The organism is Mesorhizobium sp. B2-3-14, assembly GCF_006442175.1.
GTDB lineage: Bacteria > Pseudomonadota > Alphaproteobacteria > Rhizobiales > Rhizobiaceae > Mesorhizobium > Mesorhizobium australicum.
Map to the genome: position 1 here is coordinate 456429 of NZ_VFVP01000001.1, position 16387 is coordinate 472815.

At 64.1% G+C, this 16387-nt stretch carries 18 protein-coding genes and 1 tRNA gene; 15 read left to right on the plus strand and 4 right to left on the minus strand.

Going from position 1 to position 16387, the window contains the following annotated elements; all coding sequences use genetic code 11:
• The first annotated feature begins 163 nt into the window (after window positions 1-163).
• Genes FJ950_RS02070 through FJ950_RS02085 form a run of 4 tightly spaced genes read left to right on the plus strand, consistent with a single transcriptional unit; the run spans window position 164 to window position 5003 of the window.
• Window positions 164-1258: a microcin C ABC transporter permease YejB gene (locus tag FJ950_RS02070; RefSeq protein WP_015314055.1), complete on the plus strand. Its 1095-nt coding sequence runs from the start codon at window positions 164-166 to the stop codon at window positions 1256-1258.
• A complete protein-coding gene (locus tag FJ950_RS02075) occupies window positions 1258-2403 on the plus strand; it encodes an ABC transporter permease (RefSeq protein WP_023772644.1) in 1146 nt (381 codons plus the stop codon). The genes FJ950_RS02070 and FJ950_RS02075 overlap by 1 nt, the downstream gene beginning before the upstream one ends.
• Window positions 2400-4031, plus strand: coding sequence for an ABC transporter ATP-binding protein (locus FJ950_RS02080; protein ID WP_140614809.1), 1632 nt, complete (start codon window positions 2400-2402; stop codon window positions 4029-4031). The genes FJ950_RS02075 and FJ950_RS02080 overlap by 4 nt, the downstream gene beginning before the upstream one ends.
• Window positions 4032-4061: 30 nt before the next feature.
• Entirely contained in the window at window positions 4062-5003 is a 942-nt protein-coding gene (locus FJ950_RS02085; protein WP_140614810.1) for a glyoxylate/hydroxypyruvate reductase A, read from the plus strand.
• A gap of 115 nt (window positions 5004-5118) precedes the next feature.
• On the opposite strand, the gene FJ950_RS02090 is transcribed toward FJ950_RS02085, so the two are convergent.
• The 3 genes from FJ950_RS02090 to FJ950_RS02100 form a co-directional block, all read right to left on the minus strand.
• Window positions 5119-5646, minus strand: a complete 528-nt coding sequence (locus FJ950_RS02090; protein WP_140614811.1) for an AAA family ATPase — start codon at window positions 5644-5646, stop codon at window positions 5119-5121.
• Between the two features lie 14 nt (window positions 5647-5660).
• Entirely contained in the window at window positions 5661-6020 is a 360-nt protein-coding gene (locus tag FJ950_RS02095) for a hypothetical protein (protein ID WP_140614812.1), read from the minus strand.
• Window positions 6021-6120: 100 nt separating this feature from the next.
• Window positions 6121-7041 (minus strand): methyltransferase domain-containing protein, encoded by a 921-nt coding sequence (locus FJ950_RS02100; protein ID WP_140614813.1) that lies wholly within the window; start codon window positions 7039-7041, stop codon window positions 6121-6123.
• A gap of 150 nt (window positions 7042-7191) precedes the next feature.
• On the opposite strand from FJ950_RS02100, the gene FJ950_RS02105 reads away from it, so the two are divergent.
• Both FJ950_RS02105 and FJ950_RS02110 read left to right on the plus strand, forming a co-directional pair.
• A complete protein-coding gene (locus FJ950_RS02105; protein ID WP_140614814.1) occupies window positions 7192-8202 on the plus strand; it encodes a ligase-associated DNA damage response exonuclease in 1011 nt (336 codons plus the stop codon).
• Between the two features lie 4 nt (window positions 8203-8206).
• Window positions 8207-9808, plus strand: coding sequence for a cisplatin damage response ATP-dependent DNA ligase (locus FJ950_RS02110; protein ID WP_140615419.1), 1602 nt, complete (start codon window positions 8207-8209; stop codon window positions 9806-9808).
• A 34-nt stretch (window positions 9809-9842) separates the two neighbouring features.
• Here FJ950_RS02110 and FJ950_RS02115 read toward each other — a convergent pair whose 3' ends face one another.
• A complete protein-coding gene (locus FJ950_RS02115; RefSeq protein ID WP_140614815.1) occupies window positions 9843-10988 on the minus strand; it encodes a hypothetical protein in 1146 nt (381 codons plus the stop codon).
• A 288-nt stretch (window positions 10989-11276) separates the two neighbouring features.
• Here FJ950_RS02115 and FJ950_RS02120 point away from each other — a divergent pair.
• The 9 genes from FJ950_RS02120 (at window position 11277) to FJ950_RS02160 (ending at window position 16382) form a co-directional block, all read left to right on the plus strand.
• Window positions 11277-11352: transfer RNA gene (locus tag FJ950_RS02120), tRNA-Thr, on the plus strand.
• Window positions 11353-11656: 304 nt separating this feature from the next.
• Window positions 11657-11866 carry a hypothetical protein gene (locus FJ950_RS02125; RefSeq protein WP_015314065.1) on the plus strand — a complete coding sequence of 70 codons (210 nt, stop codon included), beginning with the start codon at window positions 11657-11659 and terminating at the stop codon, window positions 11864-11866.
• Between the two features lie 149 nt (window positions 11867-12015).
• Window positions 12016-12204, plus strand: coding sequence for a DUF2158 domain-containing protein (locus FJ950_RS02130; protein WP_015314066.1), 189 nt, complete (start codon window positions 12016-12018; stop codon window positions 12202-12204).
• Between the two features lie 209 nt (window positions 12205-12413).
• On the plus strand, window positions 12414-12836 hold the full coding sequence (locus FJ950_RS02135) for an acid-shock protein (RefSeq protein WP_140614816.1): 423 nt from the start codon (window positions 12414-12416) through the stop codon (window positions 12834-12836).
• Window positions 12837-12881: 45 nt separating this feature from the next.
• Window positions 12882-13424 carry an RNA polymerase sigma factor gene (locus tag FJ950_RS02140; RefSeq protein ID WP_140614817.1) on the plus strand — a complete coding sequence of 181 codons (543 nt, stop codon included), beginning with the start codon at window positions 12882-12884 and terminating at the stop codon, window positions 13422-13424.
• A gap of 26 nt (window positions 13425-13450) precedes the next feature.
• The gene (locus FJ950_RS02145; RefSeq protein ID WP_140614818.1) at window positions 13451-13903 is read left to right on the plus strand and encodes a hypothetical protein; all 453 of its coding nucleotides are present in this window, start codon (window positions 13451-13453) and stop codon (window positions 13901-13903) included.
• On the plus strand, window positions 13900-14355 hold the full coding sequence (locus FJ950_RS02150) for a periplasmic heavy metal sensor (RefSeq protein WP_140614819.1): 456 nt from the start codon (window positions 13900-13902) through the stop codon (window positions 14353-14355). Before FJ950_RS02145 ends, FJ950_RS02150 begins: the two co-directional genes overlap by 4 nt.
• Window positions 14356-14463: 108 nt before the next feature.
• Window positions 14464-14745, plus strand: a complete 282-nt coding sequence (locus tag FJ950_RS02155) for a hypothetical protein (protein ID WP_140614820.1) — start codon at window positions 14464-14466, stop codon at window positions 14743-14745.
• Between the two features lie 116 nt (window positions 14746-14861).
• Window positions 14862-16382 carry a DUF1800 family protein gene (locus FJ950_RS02160; RefSeq protein ID WP_140614821.1) on the plus strand — a complete coding sequence of 507 codons (1521 nt, stop codon included), beginning with the start codon at window positions 14862-14864 and terminating at the stop codon, window positions 16380-16382.
• Window positions 16383-16387: the final 5 nt, after the last annotated feature.

Here is a 16387-nt window from a genome sequence, read left to right on the forward strand (position 1 = left end):
AGAACGCCGAGACTGCGGCCAGCCCCTTTCTCCCCGTCACTATACGGGGAGAAATGTCCGGCAGGACAATGAGGGGCGGCGCCCGCGTCGACATTTGGCCCGGAGCGATTGCCTTGCGGGTGCCGCAAGGCGCGGTGACTCTCCTCAAGGAGGATGACACCTGATGGGCGCCTATATACTGCGCCGCATCCTTTTGATGATCCCGACCCTGTTCGGCATCATGGCGATATCGTTCGCCGTTATCCAGTTCGCGCCTGGCGGGCCGGTCGAGCAGGTCATCGCCAAGCTGACCAACCAGGGCGGCAGCGACCGCCTCGGCGGTGGCGGCGGCGACGCAGGCGGCTCCAATTTCGACGTCGCCGGCGATGTCAGCTCGAAATATCGCGGCGCCCAGGGCCTCGATCCGGAATTCATCAAGAAGCTGGAGAAGCAGTTCGGTTTCGACAAGCCGCCGCTCGAGCGCTTCGGCATGATGCTGTGGAATTATGCCAGGTTCGATTTCGGCAACAGCTATTTCCGCGACATCTCGGTGCTCGACCTGATCCTGGAAAAGATGCCCGTATCGATTTCGATCGGGCTCTGGATCACCTTGTTGTCCTATCTGATCTCGATCCCGCTCGGCATTCGCAAGGCGGTGAAGGACGGCACGCCCTTCGACGTCTGGACCAGTGGGGTCGTCATCGTCGGCTATGCCATTCCAGGCTTCCTGTTCGGCATCCTTTTGATGGTGCTGTTCGCCGGCGGCTCGTTCTGGGACTGGTTCCCGTTGCGCGGCATCGTCTCGGACAATTGGGACCAATTGTCGTGGCCGGCCAAGATCGTCGATTATTTCTGGCACATGACGCTGCCGCTGACGGCGCTGGTGTTGTCGGCCTTCGCAACGACCACGCTTTTGACCAAGAACTCCTTCCTGGAGGAAATCCGCAAGCAGTATGTGGTGACGGCGCGCGCCAAGGGCCTGTCGGAACGGCAGGTGCTTTATGGGCACGTTTTCCGCAACGCCATGCTAATCGTCATCGCCGGCTTCCCGGGTGCCTTCATCTCGGCCTTCTTCACCGGATCGCTGCTGATCGAGAACATCTTTTCGCTCGACGGGCTCGGCCTGCTCGGCTTCCGGTCGGTGGTCGAGCGCGACTATCCCGTGGTGTTCGCCAACCTTTATATCTTCTCGCTGCTTGGCCTCTTCGTCGGGCTCCTGTCCGACCTGATGTACACCTGGGTCGATCCGCGCATCGATTTCGAGCGGAGAGACATCTGATGTCGGAGGCAAGCGTGACCGCCGGTGTCTTGCCGGAGCGGCTCCCACGGCCGTTCCTGTCGCCGCTCAACAAGCGCCGCCTGCAGAATTTCAAAGCCAACCGCCGCGGCTACTGGTCGCTGTGGATTTTCCTCGTCCTGTTCGTGCTGTCGCTGTTTGCCGAATTCATCGCCAACGACAAACCGATCATCGCTTCCTACAAGGGCGAGATCCTTTTCCCGGTGATGGTTGCGTATCCCGAGGAAAAATTCGGCGGTTTCTATGCCGTCACGGATTATCGCGACCCGGTCATCCAGGACGAGATCAACGCCCATGGCTGGATGATCTGGCCGCCGATCCGCTATTCCTACCAGACCGTCAACAACGCCATTCCGGAAGCAGCACCGGCCAAGCCATCATGGGAATATGACGCCAAGACGCGCTGCAACCAATATCCACAAGGAGCCGATGACCCGGCCTGCAATGTCGGCAACTGGAACTGGTTCGGCACCGACGACCAGGCGCGTGACGTGCTGGCGCGCGTCATTTACGGCTTCCGCATTTCGGTGCTGTTCGGCCTGATCCTGACCGCGGGTTCGGCGCTGATCGGCGTCGGCGCCGGTGCCTTGCAGGGCTATTTCGGCGGCTGGACGGATCTGCTGTTCCAGCGCTTCATCGAGATCTGGTCGGCCATTCCCGTGCTTTATCTGCTGCTCATCGTCGCCGCCATCCTGCCGCCGGGCTTCTTCATCCTGCTCGGCCTGATGCTGCTGTTTTCCTGGGTGGCGCTGGTCGGGGTGGTGCGGGCGGAGTTCCTGCGCGCCCGCAACTTCGAATATGTCAACGCGGCGCGCGCGCTCGGCGTGCCCAACCGCACCATCATGTTCCGGCATCTGCTGCCCAACGCCATGGTGGCGACATTGACCTTCCTGCCCTTTTTGCTGAGCGGCTCGATCTCGACGCTGACCTCGCTAGACTATCTCGGCTTCGGCCTGCCGCCCGGCTCCGCCTCGCTCGGTGAACTGCTCAAGCAGGCGCAGCGCAATCTCAACGCGCCCTGGCTCGGAATTTCCGGCTTCGTCGTCATCTCGCTGATGCTGTCGCTGCTGGTATTTGTCGGCGAGGCGACGCGCGACGCCTTCGATCCGCGCAAGACGTTCAAATGAGCGATGCTCCCTTGCTCAGCGTGCAGGACCTCAGCGTCTCCTTCAGCCAGGGTGGCGGCCAGTCTGTCGCCGTCGACCACATCTCGTTCGACATCGCCAAGGGCGAGACGGTGGCGCTGGTCGGCGAATCCGGCTCCGGCAAATCGGTCTCGGCGCTGTCGGTGCTGAAGCTGCTGCCCTATCCCAGCGCCAGCCACCCCTCAGGCAAGATCCTGTTCCAGGGTGCCGACCTGCTCGCCATGAGCGAGAAGCAATTGCGCCAGGTGCGCGGCAACAAGGTCACCATGATCTTCCAGGAGCCGATGACCTCGCTCAATCCGTTGCACACGATCGAGCACCAGATCGTCGAAATCCTGAAGCTGCATCAAGGCATGGGCGACCGCCCGGCCAAGGCGCGCACGCTGGCCCTGCTCAACGAGGTCGGCATCCGCGATCCGCAGAAGCGGCTGGACGCCTATCCGCATCAGCTGTCCGGCGGCCAGCGCCAGCGCGTCATGATCGCCATGGCGCTCGCCAACGAGCCGGAACTGTTGATCGCGGACGAGCCGACGACCGCGCTCGACGTCACGGTGCAGGCACAGATCCTCGAACTCCTCGCGGGCCTCAAAAGCCGCAAGGGCATGTCGATGCTGTTCATCACCCATGACCTCGGCATCGTGCGCAAGATCGCCGACCGGGTCTGCGTGATGACCAAGGGCAAGATCGTCGAGACCGGACCGACCAAGGACATCTTCGCCAACCCGCAGCACCCCTATACGCGCCATCTTCTGGCCGCCGAGCCGAAAGGCAAGCCGCCGGCCGCCAATGCCGACGCCAAGCCTGTCATGACCGGCAAGGACATCAAGGTGTGGTTTCCGATCAAGCAGGGGTTCTTCCGACGCACGATCGATCATGTGAAGGCGGTCGACGGCATCGACGTCACCGTGCGCGCCGGCCAGACGCTGGGCGTGGTCGGCGAATCCGGTTCGGGCAAGACGACGCTCGGCCTGGCGCTGGCGCGCATGATCTCGTCGACCGGGACGATCCAGTTCAACGGCCGCGACATCAACCAGCTCACCTTCAACGCCATGCGACCGCTCAGGCGCGAATTGCAGATCGTCTTCCAGGATCCGTTCGGCTCGCTCAGCCCGCGCATGTCGATCGCCGAGATCATCGAGGAAGGCCTGAAGATCCACGAGCCAAAGCTGTCGCCCGACGAGCGCGACGACAAGGTGGCCGCCGTGCTGAAGGAAGTCGGGCTCGATCCGGCGACCCGCAACCGCTATCCGCACGAGTTTTCCGGCGGCCAGCGCCAACGTGTCGCCATCGCCCGCGCCATGGTGCTCAACCCGCGCTTCGTCATGCTGGACGAGCCGACATCGGCGCTCGACATGAGCGTGCAGGCACAGGTCGTCGATCTGCTGCGCAATTTGCAGGCCAAGCACGACCTCGCCTATCTTTTCATCAGCCACGACCTCAAGGTCATCCGGGCGCTGGCCAACGATGTCATCGTCATGCGCAACGGCCAGATCGTCGAAGCCGGCCCTTCCGAACAGATTTTTGGAAATCCGCAAACCGACTATACTCGGGCGCTGATCTCGGCCGCCTTCAAGATCGAGACGGCGCCGACAGGGGTGGTCAGCGAGTGATCCGCACAAGGAAGGACTGAACGAACCGCGATGGAAAAAGGCCGCATCCTGCTTGCCGTCACCGGCTTTCATCCGCAGCGCTGGCGCGACCTGCTGTCGGCCGAACGCGAGGTGGTGCTGGAACCGGACGGAGCCAAGGATCCCTCGATCACCTATGCGGTGGTGTGGAAGCAGAAGCCCAATTTGATGTCGTCGCTGCCCAATCTGCGCGCCATCTTCTCGATCGGCGCCGGCGTCGACCATATCTTCGCCGATCCCGGCCTGCCCGACGTGCCGATCGTCAAGGTCGTCGCCGACAACCTCACCCAGTACATGACCGAGTACGTCGTCTGGCGGGTGCTCGATCACCATCGCCAGGGCGTGCTCTACCGGTCGCAGCAGCCAAAGAAGATCTGGCACGAGCCACAGCAGAGGCCGGCCGGTGACATTTCCGTCGGCATCATGGGACTTGGCAGTCTCGGCCGCGCGGCAGCCTCGGCACTGCTGTCGCTGGGCTTTGCGGTCAATGGCTGGTCGCGCACGGACCGGCCAATGGAAGGGGTGGCGACGTATAGCGGCGAAGCCGGGCTGATCCCGTTCCTCAACGCCACCGACATTCTGGTCGTGCTTCTGCCGCTGACGCCGGACACGCAAGGCATCATCAACTACGGCGTGCTGAAGGAATTGAGGAAACGCAACGGCCTCGGCGGCTCGGTGCTGATCAATGCCGGACGCGGCCGCCTGCAGAAGGACGCCGACATCGTGCGCGCGCTGGATGACGGCATGCTGAAGGAGGCGAGCCTCGACGTGTTCGAGGTGGAACCACTGCCGAAGACCAGCCCGTTGTGGAACCACCCGAAGGTGTTCGTGACGCCGCATGCCGCGGCGACTTCCGATCCAGCCCATCTGGCGCCGCTCATGCTGCGCCAGATGGACGCTTTCGAACGCGGCGAAAGGCTCGACAATCTGGTGGACCGCAAGGCAGGATACTAGAGCGGTTCAGCGTTTTATGGAATCGCCGACCCGCTCTAATTCTTTGTTTTTACGCAATTCCGGACGGAAAACCGCTACGCACTTTTCCTGGAATTGCTCTAGCCAGACGTCCTCGTCACCTGGCCAAATCCCAGTCCTGAAAACATTTCTTGATCGCATTGGCGGACGACAGTTGCAGCTTCGGCAGGTTGACCTGCTCGAACGTCACCCGGTATCTCGAGCGGTTTTTCGGCGTGGTCACGGCAATGTGGTGGATCATGTCCCATTTGATGCTGTCGCGCCCACCCTCCAAGGCTCCGCGTCTCTCCTTCTCGAACAAGGTACGCCTGAAATAGCGCAGCAGACTTGCCGGGGTGGAAATATCCAGCAGGATCAATCCGGTCGCGCGCTGGAAGCGTTGCGGCATGCAAACCGAGTAATTTCCGTCCATCACCCACCGTTCGCCGGCGATCGCTGCGTCATGCAAGGCAATGAATTCGTCCCTCGGACGCTGCAGCCAATCCGTGTTGGGCAGGTGAAAGAGCAGATCAAGATGAATGGGTGTCAGGCCACGCTTGCGCGCGATCGCGTCGGCAAGCGTCGACTTGCCGCTGTTCGACGGGCCCAGGATACAGATGCGGTCGCCGAGGTCCGAGAGCTTCATTTGGGCAACACGCATCAGCCAGGCAGCGCGAACTTCTTCTGCTTGTCCGGTTTGCCGCAGTCGCGGCGATCGATCGACCGGTTCATGGCATCGATTTCGCCTGACGCCTTGTCGCTGTCGCGCTGAGCCTTGGAACGCATGTCGGGCGTGAACGGGCCAAAACCCATGGCGGGATTGGAAAAGGTCGGCTTGGCGGTCGTGGGGAGATTATATTGCTGCGCCAATGCGTTGCGCCGCGTCAGCAACTGATCGCATGGCACGCTGTCATATTGCAGCGAGGACTCGACGTTGGCGTCCTGCCGCTCGGACGCTGAATTGCCCACGCAGCCGGTGGTTACGAGGCAAGACGCCAAAATCATCACGTTCCAGCGCATCGAAGTGCTCCTCCTGATATACCGCCCTGATGCGACCAGATCGCAAATATCAGTCGCGCACGCAAATCGGACTTTTTCGCAGCAGCGCAAAGAGTTGCCCTCACAGGGGACCGGCTTTCCATGCCACGACGGCCAGGCCTTCGACAGGCTCGCGGCGATCCCAGCGGATGGTTGTCGGCTCCAGCGCGAGGACCGAGAGGCAGTTGGCCTCGAGGGTCCGTACGACATAGCCATCCGAATGGGCGTAGCGCCGGGAGGGCTGCAGCGCGAACTCGCCACCGCCTTCCGCCAGGCTCTCGACTGAAAAGACAAACAGGCCACCCTCGGCGAGCAGGCCGGCGACCGTTCCCACGAGACCTTCGAGGCCGCCGATGTAGATCAGCACGTCGGCTGACGTCACTAGATCGGCCTTGTCGCCTGAATAGGAAAAATCCTGCAAATCCGCTTTCGTCAGCGCGTCGTAGATGCCTTTTGCCCGCGCCTTCTTCAGCATCCTTGCCGAGATGTCGAACCCCTCCAGCCGGTCGACGATCGGCCTCAGCTTCTCGCCCATCAGCCCAGTGCCGCAACCCAGGTCGAGCGCCAGGCGGAAGCGGCCCGGCCTTGCCTTGCGGATGGCCGCGTCGAGCACCTCGGGCAGCCGGTAGTCGAGTTTGCCGACCAGCATCGCCTCGAAGGTCTCTGCATAGTGGTCGAACAGCGTTTCGACAAAGGCGCTGGGCGGCGCCATAAAGACCGGACCTTTGCCGATCAGCTGCAATTTGAGAGCCGCGCCCTGGCGATCGGCCGGATCCAATTTCAACGCCGTCCTCCAGGCCTGCGCCGCCAGGTCGAGCCTGCCTGATGCCTCCTGCATCTCGCCCAGGCGAAACCAGCCCATTGCCCATTGCGGCGCCAGTTCCAGGCCGCCGAGCAGCAACTCGGCGGCAGCGGCATGATCGCCGGAGGCAACGAGCATTTCGGCATAGTCCGCACGGCGATCGGCGTTCGGGTCGCCCGACGAGGTCTGAAGCGGTTTCATGATGATGGTTTCCACCTGCAGGGAGCCGGCCGCCCATCTCTGTAGAGCAAGGGATGCCGAAGCTGAACCGAATTGGACAGGCTTTGTCCGGGAGTCAGCAGTCTCGGGCAACAGGCTTTCCGCGGCGGAATTATATCCTATCTTGGCATCATGCGCGCCAGCGACCTGCTTCATCCCCGGCCCGAAGGCCTCTACTGCCCGCCGGGCGATTTCTTCATCGATCCGGTGCGGCCGGTGAACCGGGCGCTGATCACGCACGGCCATTCCGACCATGCGCGTTCCGGCCACGGCTCGGTGCTTGCGACACAGCAGACGCTCGACATCATGGGACTTCGCTACGGCGAGGATTTCGCGGGGACGACGCAGACAGCCAGGCTCGGCGAGACGATTGCCCTCAACGGCGTCGATGTCCGCTTTCATCCGGCCGGCCATGTGCTGGGTTCGGCGCAGATATCGGTCGAGCACCAGGGCAGGCGCATCGTCGCCTCCGGCGACTACAAGCGGCAGAAGGATGCGACCTGCGCGCCCTTCGAGCCGATCCGCTGCGACATCTTCATCACCGAGGCGACTTTCGGCCTGCCGGTGTTTCGCCATCCGCCAGACACGGAAGAGATCGCCCGGCTGCTGAAATCGGCGGCGCAATTCCCGGAGCGCTCGCATCTGGTCGGGGCTTACGCGCTGGGCAAGGCGCAACGCGTGATGCGGCTGTTGCGCGACGCCGGTTACGACAAGCCGCTCTACATCCATGGCGCGCTGGCCAAGCTCAGCGCGTATTACCAGAGCCAGGGCATCGATCTCGGCGATCTCGAGCCGGCGACGGTGGAGAGCGGGGCCAAGCAAGATTTCGCCGGCGCCATCGTGGTCGGCCCGCCATCGGCCTTCGCCGACCGCTGGGCGCGGCGCTTTCCCGATCCGATCTCGTGCTTCGCGTCGGGCTGGATGCGCATCCGCCAGCGCGCCAAGCAAGGCGGCGTCGAACTGCCGCTGATCATCTCGGATCATGCCGACTGGGACGAACTCACCGCCACCATCAAGGAGACCGGCGCCGCCGAAATCTGGGTCACGCACGGCCGCGAGGAAGCCCTGGTGCGCTGGTGCGAACTGGAAGGCATCGCCGCCCGCCCGCTGCATCTGGTAGGCTATGAGGATGAGGGCGATTGACGGCATGAACCGCTTCGCCGAGCTTCTCGACCGCCTGGTGCTGACGCCGTCGCGCAACGGCAAGCTGACCCTTTTGATCGACTATTTCCGCAGCGTCGAGGATCCCGATCGCGGCCTGGCGCTGGCGGCCATTACCGGCGATCTCAAGATTGCTGCGGTCAAGCCGGCCATGCTGCGCACCCTGGTCACCGAACGCATGGACCCGGTGCTGTTCGGCTATTCCTACGATTATGTCGGCGACCTCGCCGAGACGGTGTCGCTGGTCTGGCCGCAAACGCCTGGCAGGATCGCCAACCGCGAGCCGACGCTTGGCGAGGTGGTGGCCAAGCTGCAGGCGGCAAGCCGCTCCGATGGACCGAAGGTGCTGACGGGGCTGCTTGACAGCGCCGGCATCTCGGCACGCTTTGCCATCATCAAGCTGGTCACCGGCGGCCTGCGTATCGGCGTCTCGGCGCGGCTGGCCAAACAGGCGCTGGCCGATTTCGGCAAGGTCGACGTCGCCGAGATCGAGGAACTCTGGCATGGGCTATCGCCGCCCTACACGGCGCTTTTCGCCTGGCTGGAAGGCAAGGCCGAAAAACCGCGCAACACGGCGCTGGCGCTGTTTCGCCCAGTCATGCTGTCGAACCCGGTCGGTGACGGTGACCTCGAAAAGCTCGATCCCGCCGACTACGCGGCGGAATGGAAATGGGACGGGATCCGGGTCCAGGCGGTAGCCGAAGGCGGCATCCGCCGGCTCTATTCGCGCACCGGCGACGACGTCTCAGGGGCCTTTCCAGACCTCGCCGACGCCATGCGTTTTTCCGCTGCGCTCGATGGCGAATTGCTTGTCGGCGATCCGCGAGAAGCGACGGGAACCTTCTCGGACCTGCAGCAGCGGCTGAATCGCAAGACGGTAACGCCGAAGATGCAGCAGCAATATCCAGCCTTCATGCGCTGTTACGACGTGCTGCAGATCGGCACGGAGGATCTGCGCGGACTGTCCTTCCGCGAGCGACGCGGCCGGCTCGAAGCCTTCATCGGGACGCTCGACCCGAGCCGCTTCGATCTCTCCCCCTTCGTCGCGTTCACGGATTGGCGGTCGCTCGAGGACCTGCGCCGCGCGCCGCCGCATCCGATCATCGAAGGTGTGATGCTGAAGCGCTGGGATTCGCTCTATGTCGCCGGACGGCCGAAGGGTCCATGGTTCAAATGGAAGCGCGATCCGCACACGGTGGACGCGGTGCTGATGTATGCCCAGCGCGGCCACGGCAAGCGCTCGAGCTTCTATTCCGACTACACGTTCGGCGTCTGGTCCGGAGCCGAGGGCGAGGAGGAACTCGTGCCGGTCGGCAAGGCCTATTTCGGATTCACCGATGAAGAGCTGAAGCAGATCGACAAATATGTCCGTGACAACACCGTCGAGCGTTTTGGACCGGTGCGGTCGGTGCGCGCCGACCGCGACAATGGCCTGGTGCTGGAAGTCGCCTTCGAGGGACTCAATCGTTCGACCCGGCACAAATCGGGTGTGGCCATGCGTTTCCCCAGGATTTCACGATTGCGCTGGGACAAGCCGGCCAACGAGGCCGATCGCATAGAAACCCTGCAGGCGCTGCTCGACCGCTAGGGACCGTCGATGTGTCAGTCGCAACGAATTCAGTTCAGGGTTCGACCGAGACACGGATCTCGTAGACGTCGACCGCCTTGCCCTGCTTGTCGAAATCGGAATTGATGGCGATGGTTCCGGCCGAGCCCGGATGCTTGTCGGGAAACTTCACGTCGAACAGATACTCGTTCTTCTGCTGGCCGACCGCGTAACGCTTGCGGCCGCAGTCGCCGAGCTCGCCGAAATTGCAGTCGACGGAGATCTGCGTGTCCTTGCCGTCCTCGGCCCTGGCGATGATGTCGAACACGGCGTGCTTGCCGGCGAGTTTTTCCAGCACGCCCTGTCCGACATCGAAGGCGATCGCCGAGCCGGAGGCGCCGGACTGGATGCGCAGGAACGGCCCGCTGTCGTCCTTCATCACCTCGGCCTTGGCGTCAGACGGGGCGGCGACATGCGTCGGGTCGGTCGGTGAAAACACATTGATCCAGTCGCGCGACTGGTCGGCGGCACCGGGCTTTGCCGGCGCGTTGGCGCCATCGGTCGGGGTGAAATCGTCGTCCTCTACGGTCGGCGGCGCTTCCGGCGGCGCGGTATTGAGCTGCGCGGCGGTCTTGAACACACCGGTTTGCATGGCAAAGTACAGTCCGATGCCAATCGCCGCGAGCAGCGTCACCGTGAAGAAAATGGCGGTCAGCGGCAGCCGCCGGCCTCTAATGCGCCGCTCATCGCGATCGGGCGCGACTTCCGTGGCGGCACCGGAAGAGGCTGGAACCGACATGTCGATGGCTGGCGCACCGGGCAGGGTCGCATCCGGCATGATGTCGGGAACCACCGGCAGCACGCGCGAGCGCGGTGCGTCGGAAGCGGGCTGCCCGGGACCGTCGACGGTCACAGCGGGCGATGACGCCCTTGGGCCCGCCTCGACCGCGGGCGCCGCGCCGGCCGCGGCCTCGACCGCCGGCGCGTCGATCTGCGGGGCAACACCGGGCACCGCCGGCAGGTACTCGGATTCGATTTCGGTGATTTTTGCCTGGATTGCCTTGCGGCGCTTGATGGCGACTTCCACGGTCACGCCGGGATTGGCCTGGAGCGCGCGGTCGAGCGCGGCGAAGGCCGAACGATAGACCTTCTCGCGGAACGCACGGTCCTCGGCATTGCCCTTTTCCAGGGCGTTCCGGATCGCTTTTTCGATCGCGTCCAAGCGAGATCCCTCTGCAAATTGTCCCAAGCTTTCATGATGGTTAGCCGCAGGCGACCAATCAATCAACGGGCGGGCAGCCGCATTCTGCCTCGACAAGCCGTCCAAAGTCTATTTTCACGATGTTCCGGCAACAAAATCGGAACATGTCGGCGATTCCGGGCATGCAGGGACGCCAGAACGCCGGTTTCGATCGGGGCGCGGCTCTTGCATGATTTGCCAAGTCGCATCTTGAATTCGCGGCCGGTTGAGTCTATCACCCTGCCCATCTTGGAGGCCTTGGCCTCCCGGGCCGCTTTAGCTCAGTTGGTAGAGCACATCATTCGTAATGATGGGGTCAGGTGTTCGAGTCACCTAAGCGGCACCAGTTTTTCAAACCGATGGTCGAAGCTGCTTGGACGCGCTGAAGAGGCTCGAATCCCGGCCGTTTGCGTTTGTTATGGATGCAAGGATCTGCCCGCCGATCGACAACAACTCGGGACCGGTGCAGATCGACCGAAGATCCGCGAGGCAAGTCGCGACTTCCTCCGGGCCTGGAAACTCGCGAAAGCACGCAATCCGGGATTTTCAAATCTCAATAACAAATGATGGGCCTCTCATTTCTATTTTTTTGGAACAGACACTTGGGTTGCACATTTCCTGCCGACAGTTCCACGACAGGAGGTTTTGAATTGCCAAGGCGTGTCGACAAGGAAAAGCTGGCAAGAGCGGACCGCGAGGCGAGGCTGGTGCTGGATGCCGAGCGTCACGCAAGGGACGCCAAGACAACCCGCCTGAGGGAGCAGAGACTGCAGCAGGAGGCATTGGCGGACAAGGCCCCGCCTGCGCGCCGACGGGAGCCGACTGGGAAGCCGGCCAGGCGTGTGATCGAGGTGGACTGACCTGTTGGGGGGTTGCCCGGTTCGCCCCGATGGCGCGTCAGCGATGTCTCCGCGTTGCCGCATAAGACAGTAAGCCCAGAAGACCCATATGCCATTGTCGGGACCCCCGTTTTGGTATGAAATGTCGGGTGTCAGCATGGGAGGTCCAAATGCCCAACACTTTCAAGACCGGAGACGTCGTCAAGCTGAGGTCGGGAGGCCCGAAGATGACGGTCAGCGACGGCGCCGCTTCCGGCATGTATCTGTGCCACTGGTTCAACAAAGACGGCGACGTGTGGACCCCCCAGCATGCCGGCTTCAAATCGGATCAGTTGATAGCCGCCGACCAATCGACGTAATTCCCGCCTTCGCCAACGAGCCGGCCCGGCGCAATTCAGATGCGCCGGACGAGGTGTTCTGCCGTACCCTGGGCCGCCAAAGTCCATCATCGCCGGCAAGCGGCGTGATAGGCATGGCGACCGACGGATTTCTGCGATCACGACGTTTAACGGTTGAAGCATGACCATGGCATCGGGCCATGGCAATGCGCCAACCGGAGACGTGAAGCATGATACGCCGTTCGATCCTTGCCGCTGCCCTGAGCCTGCTGACCACCGCGGCTCTGGCCCAGACAGGGACACAGCCACCGGCCGCCACACCGCCCGCCGCGACTTCGTCGGCCGCCAAGTCCGACATCACGCTGGCCAAGTTCCAGAAACGGCGAGAGAAGGCGATCATGGCCGCCGACACGGACGGCGACGGCAAGATCAGCCTGCTGGAATGGGAGGCCTTTCAGGCCAAGCGCAACGTCAAGGGCGATCCCGCCAAATCCTTCGCGCGCATTGATTCCAACCATGACGGCTTCATCGACCGGGCCGAGCTCGATGCGTTCTTCGCCAAGCGCTTTGCCAGGCTGGACAAGAATGGCGACGGCATTCTGACGGGCGACGAGATGCCGGGCCACAAATCCGCTCCCAAGCCGGAGCAATGACCAAGAGGCTATGACGCATGATGGACATTGGGTGTGCGCCAACCCATGAGCCCCGACCCGGACGAGGAGCTGGTTCGCCGGGTCGGCACCGGCGACCCCGCGGCGGTGCGGACGCTCGTCGCGCGCAAGCTGCCGCGCATCCTTTCGCTGGCCGCGCGCATGCTCGGCGATGCGGCGGAGGCCGAGGACGTCGCGCAGGAAACCTTTATGCGCATCTGGCGTCACGCATCGGGCTGGCGGCGCGGCAACGCACGCTTCGACAGCTGGATCCACCGGGTGACGCTAAACCTTTGTTACGACCGGCTGCGCCGGCGCCGCGAGCTGGTGACCGACGAGGTGCCGGACATTGTCGATCCCGCCCCGCTTCCCGATGCCCATCCCGGCGAGGAGGCGCATCGGGTCGAGCAGGCCTTGCAGGCAATCGCGCCGCGCCAGCGCGAGGCGATCCTCCTGGTCTACTATCAGGAGATGTCCAACATAGAGGCGGCCGCGATCCTGGAGATCAGCGTCGATGCCCTGGAAAGCCTGCTTTCGCGCGGCCGGCGGGCGCTGCAGGTGATCCTGGCCAAGGATAGTGTCGATGAATGAGAAAGCCGCGATCAAAGGACAGACCGATGTCTGATGGGTCCAGGAACGAACCGGCAATGGATGCCGAGCGCTTTGCGGCTCTGGCGGCGGCCTATGGCGGCGACTTGCGGCGGTGGCCGCAGGCCAACCGCACGACCGGCGCGACGTTCGCAAGGACCGAGATGGGCGCGGCCATATTGGGGCAGGCAGGCAAACTCGACGCCTTGCTCGACAGCTATGACGTCATGGCGCCTGGCGCGGCACTGCACGGCGGCATCCTGCGAATGGCCGACCGGCTGCTCGTCCAGCGCCGGCGCCGACGGGCCTGGTGGCTGGGTCTTGGACTCGCCGGCATCGGCCTGGCCGGCGCCATCGCCGGATTGGCCCTGGTGAGCGTCGTCACGCCAGAGTTTCAGCCCGACCGCTATGTGCTCGATGCCAATGCGACGGCGTTCGGCGATGCCGGGTCCGATGGCGAGACGATCGAGGAGGACCTATGAGCACGCGCCGCAACCTCGTGATCGCATCCGTGGCGCTGAATGTCTTCCTGGCCGGCGCGCTTGCGGGCGGAGCCGTCTGGATAAGAAGCGGCAAGCCCGGCCAGGGTTATTCGCTGGAAGCCGCCGGGAGCCGGCTTCCCCACCAGGAACGCGTGCTGTTTCGAAAGGCGCTGCGCGACGTGCGGCGCGAATCCCGCCAGGTCATCCTCGATGGCCAGCAGGCCAGGCGCGAGGCAGCCGACCTGCTGCGCCAGCCGGTCCTCGACACGACGGCCCTGTCGGCCGCGCTGGAAAGGGCGCGCAATGCCGATATCGCCGTGCGCACACGGCTTGAGCAGCGCATCGTCGAGTTCGCGACGGCGGGTTCGGCCGGGGATCGCGCCGTGCTCGCGGACGGGCTGGCCAGGCGGGCCGGGCCGCAACCAGCGGCAGAGCCGAAAAAATCGCCGTGACCGCCGACGGAAAACGACCGCAAGGCCGTTTAACCAGAGAAAGGGCAGCCTGCCGGACCAATCGGTACGCACAGGTTTTCATTCTCGGAGAACATTCGGAGTAACGTCATGAACCGTCTGACACAGTATGCGGCGGCAGCCGTCCTCGCCATCACCGGAACCGCCGCGACCGTCGCGACCTCCGCCGCCATGCCGATGGTGGCGCAGCCGGCCGCCCCGGCGCTGATCGAGCACGTGGCCTGGGGTTGCGGGCCTGGATGGCATCCCAATCACTGGGGGCGCTGCGTTCCCAACCGTGTCGTGGTGTATCCGCGCTACCGCTATTGGCACGGCCCGGCCTACTACGGCTGGCATCCGCACCGCCACTGGCACCGCTGGCACCGCTGGTAAGCGCGGGGGGGCCGGGCGGCATCCGCCTGCCCGGCCGCCTGTCCCCGTTTTGAGCTGGGGAAACAGCCGATCGGGCGTCGCGCGCCTCGCGTGAGATTCAACGATGGAGCGTTGACATGGCTGTCGTGACCAAAGTGCCCATGGCGCCAGATCCCGCCTTGCCAGATCCCGCTTTGCCAGATCCCGCTTTGATAGTCTTCAATCGCTTCGGCCTTGGAGCCCGGCCGGGTGATCGCGAAAGACTGGCCGGCGACCCTCGCGGTTATCTCAAGGCGGAGCTGCGGCGGCCCGACGTCGCCATGATATCGCTCGACGATCCCGCCTATGCCGACCTCAAGGGGAGCACGCCGGCCATCCAGGCCAGCATGGCGGCAAATCTCCAGCGCAAGCGGGACCGGCAGCGGATGGCGACGGAGCAGCCGCCAGCGGGCAGGCCAGCCGCGGCTTCGGTCATGCCTCCACCCGCCGCACCGGCCATGTCGCCGCCCGTCGCCCCGGCCGCGGCCAAACCCGCCGTGCCGCCTGTCGAGGTTACGTTGTTCCGGGCCGAGGCACAGGCGCGCTTCGACAAGGCAATGCAGGCAGAGGCCGGCTTCGTCGAGCGTCTGGTCTATTTCTGGTCGAACCATTTCTGCGTCTCCGTCGCCAAGGACAACATCGTGCGCGCCAGCGCCGGGGCGTTCGAACGGGAGGCCATCCGGCCCTTCGTGCTCGGGCGCTTCGCCGACATGCTCATGGCGGTCGAGCGGCATCCGGCGATGCTGTTCTATCTCGACAACCAGCAGTCGATCGGCCCGGACTCCCGCGCCGGCAAGAACCGCCAGCACGGCCTCAACGAGAACCTCGCCCGCGAAATCCTGGAACTGCACACGCTCGGTGTCGGCAGCGGCTACAGCCAAGCCGACGTGACCAGCTTCGCGCGCATCCTGACCGGCTGGATGATGGCCGGACGGGAAGGACGGCTGGGCGAACCCGGCAGTTCCGTTTTCAACGCCAATGCGCATGAGCCGGGTGACGCGGTACTGCTCGGCAAGACCTATCCGGCTGGCGGCATGGGCCAGGCCGAGGCCGCGCTCAATGACATCGCCCGTCATCCGGCGACCGCGCAACACATCGCCACGCAACTTGCCCGCCATTTCATAGCCGACGAGCCGCCGTCGGCGGCGGTCGCCCGCCTCGCCAAGGTGTTCACCAGGAGCGACGGCAATCTCAGGACACTGGCGGCGGCGCTCGTCGACATGCCGGAAGCGTGGTCGACGCCATTGGCCAAGATGCGCTCCCCCTTCGACTATATCGCGGCCATCCGCCGGGCAGCCGGTCCTGGCCCGACGAACGACCCTGGCCAGTCGCTCAACTGGCTCAACGCGCTGGGCGAGCCGCTCTGGCGGCCGCCGGGACCGAACGGCTTTTCCGACCAGGCGGACAGCTGGGCATCGGCGGAAGGCATGAAGATCCGCCTCGACATCGCATGGCAGGCCGCCCGGCAAGTGAAGGACATCGGCAACCCCAACGGCATGCTCGACGCGGTCGTCGGTCCCTCCGCCTCGCCCGAAACACGCCAGGCGGTCGCCCGCGCGGAGTCCAAGCAGCAAGGCCTGGCGCTGCTGCTGATGGCGCCCGAATTCCAGCGACGATAGATCGA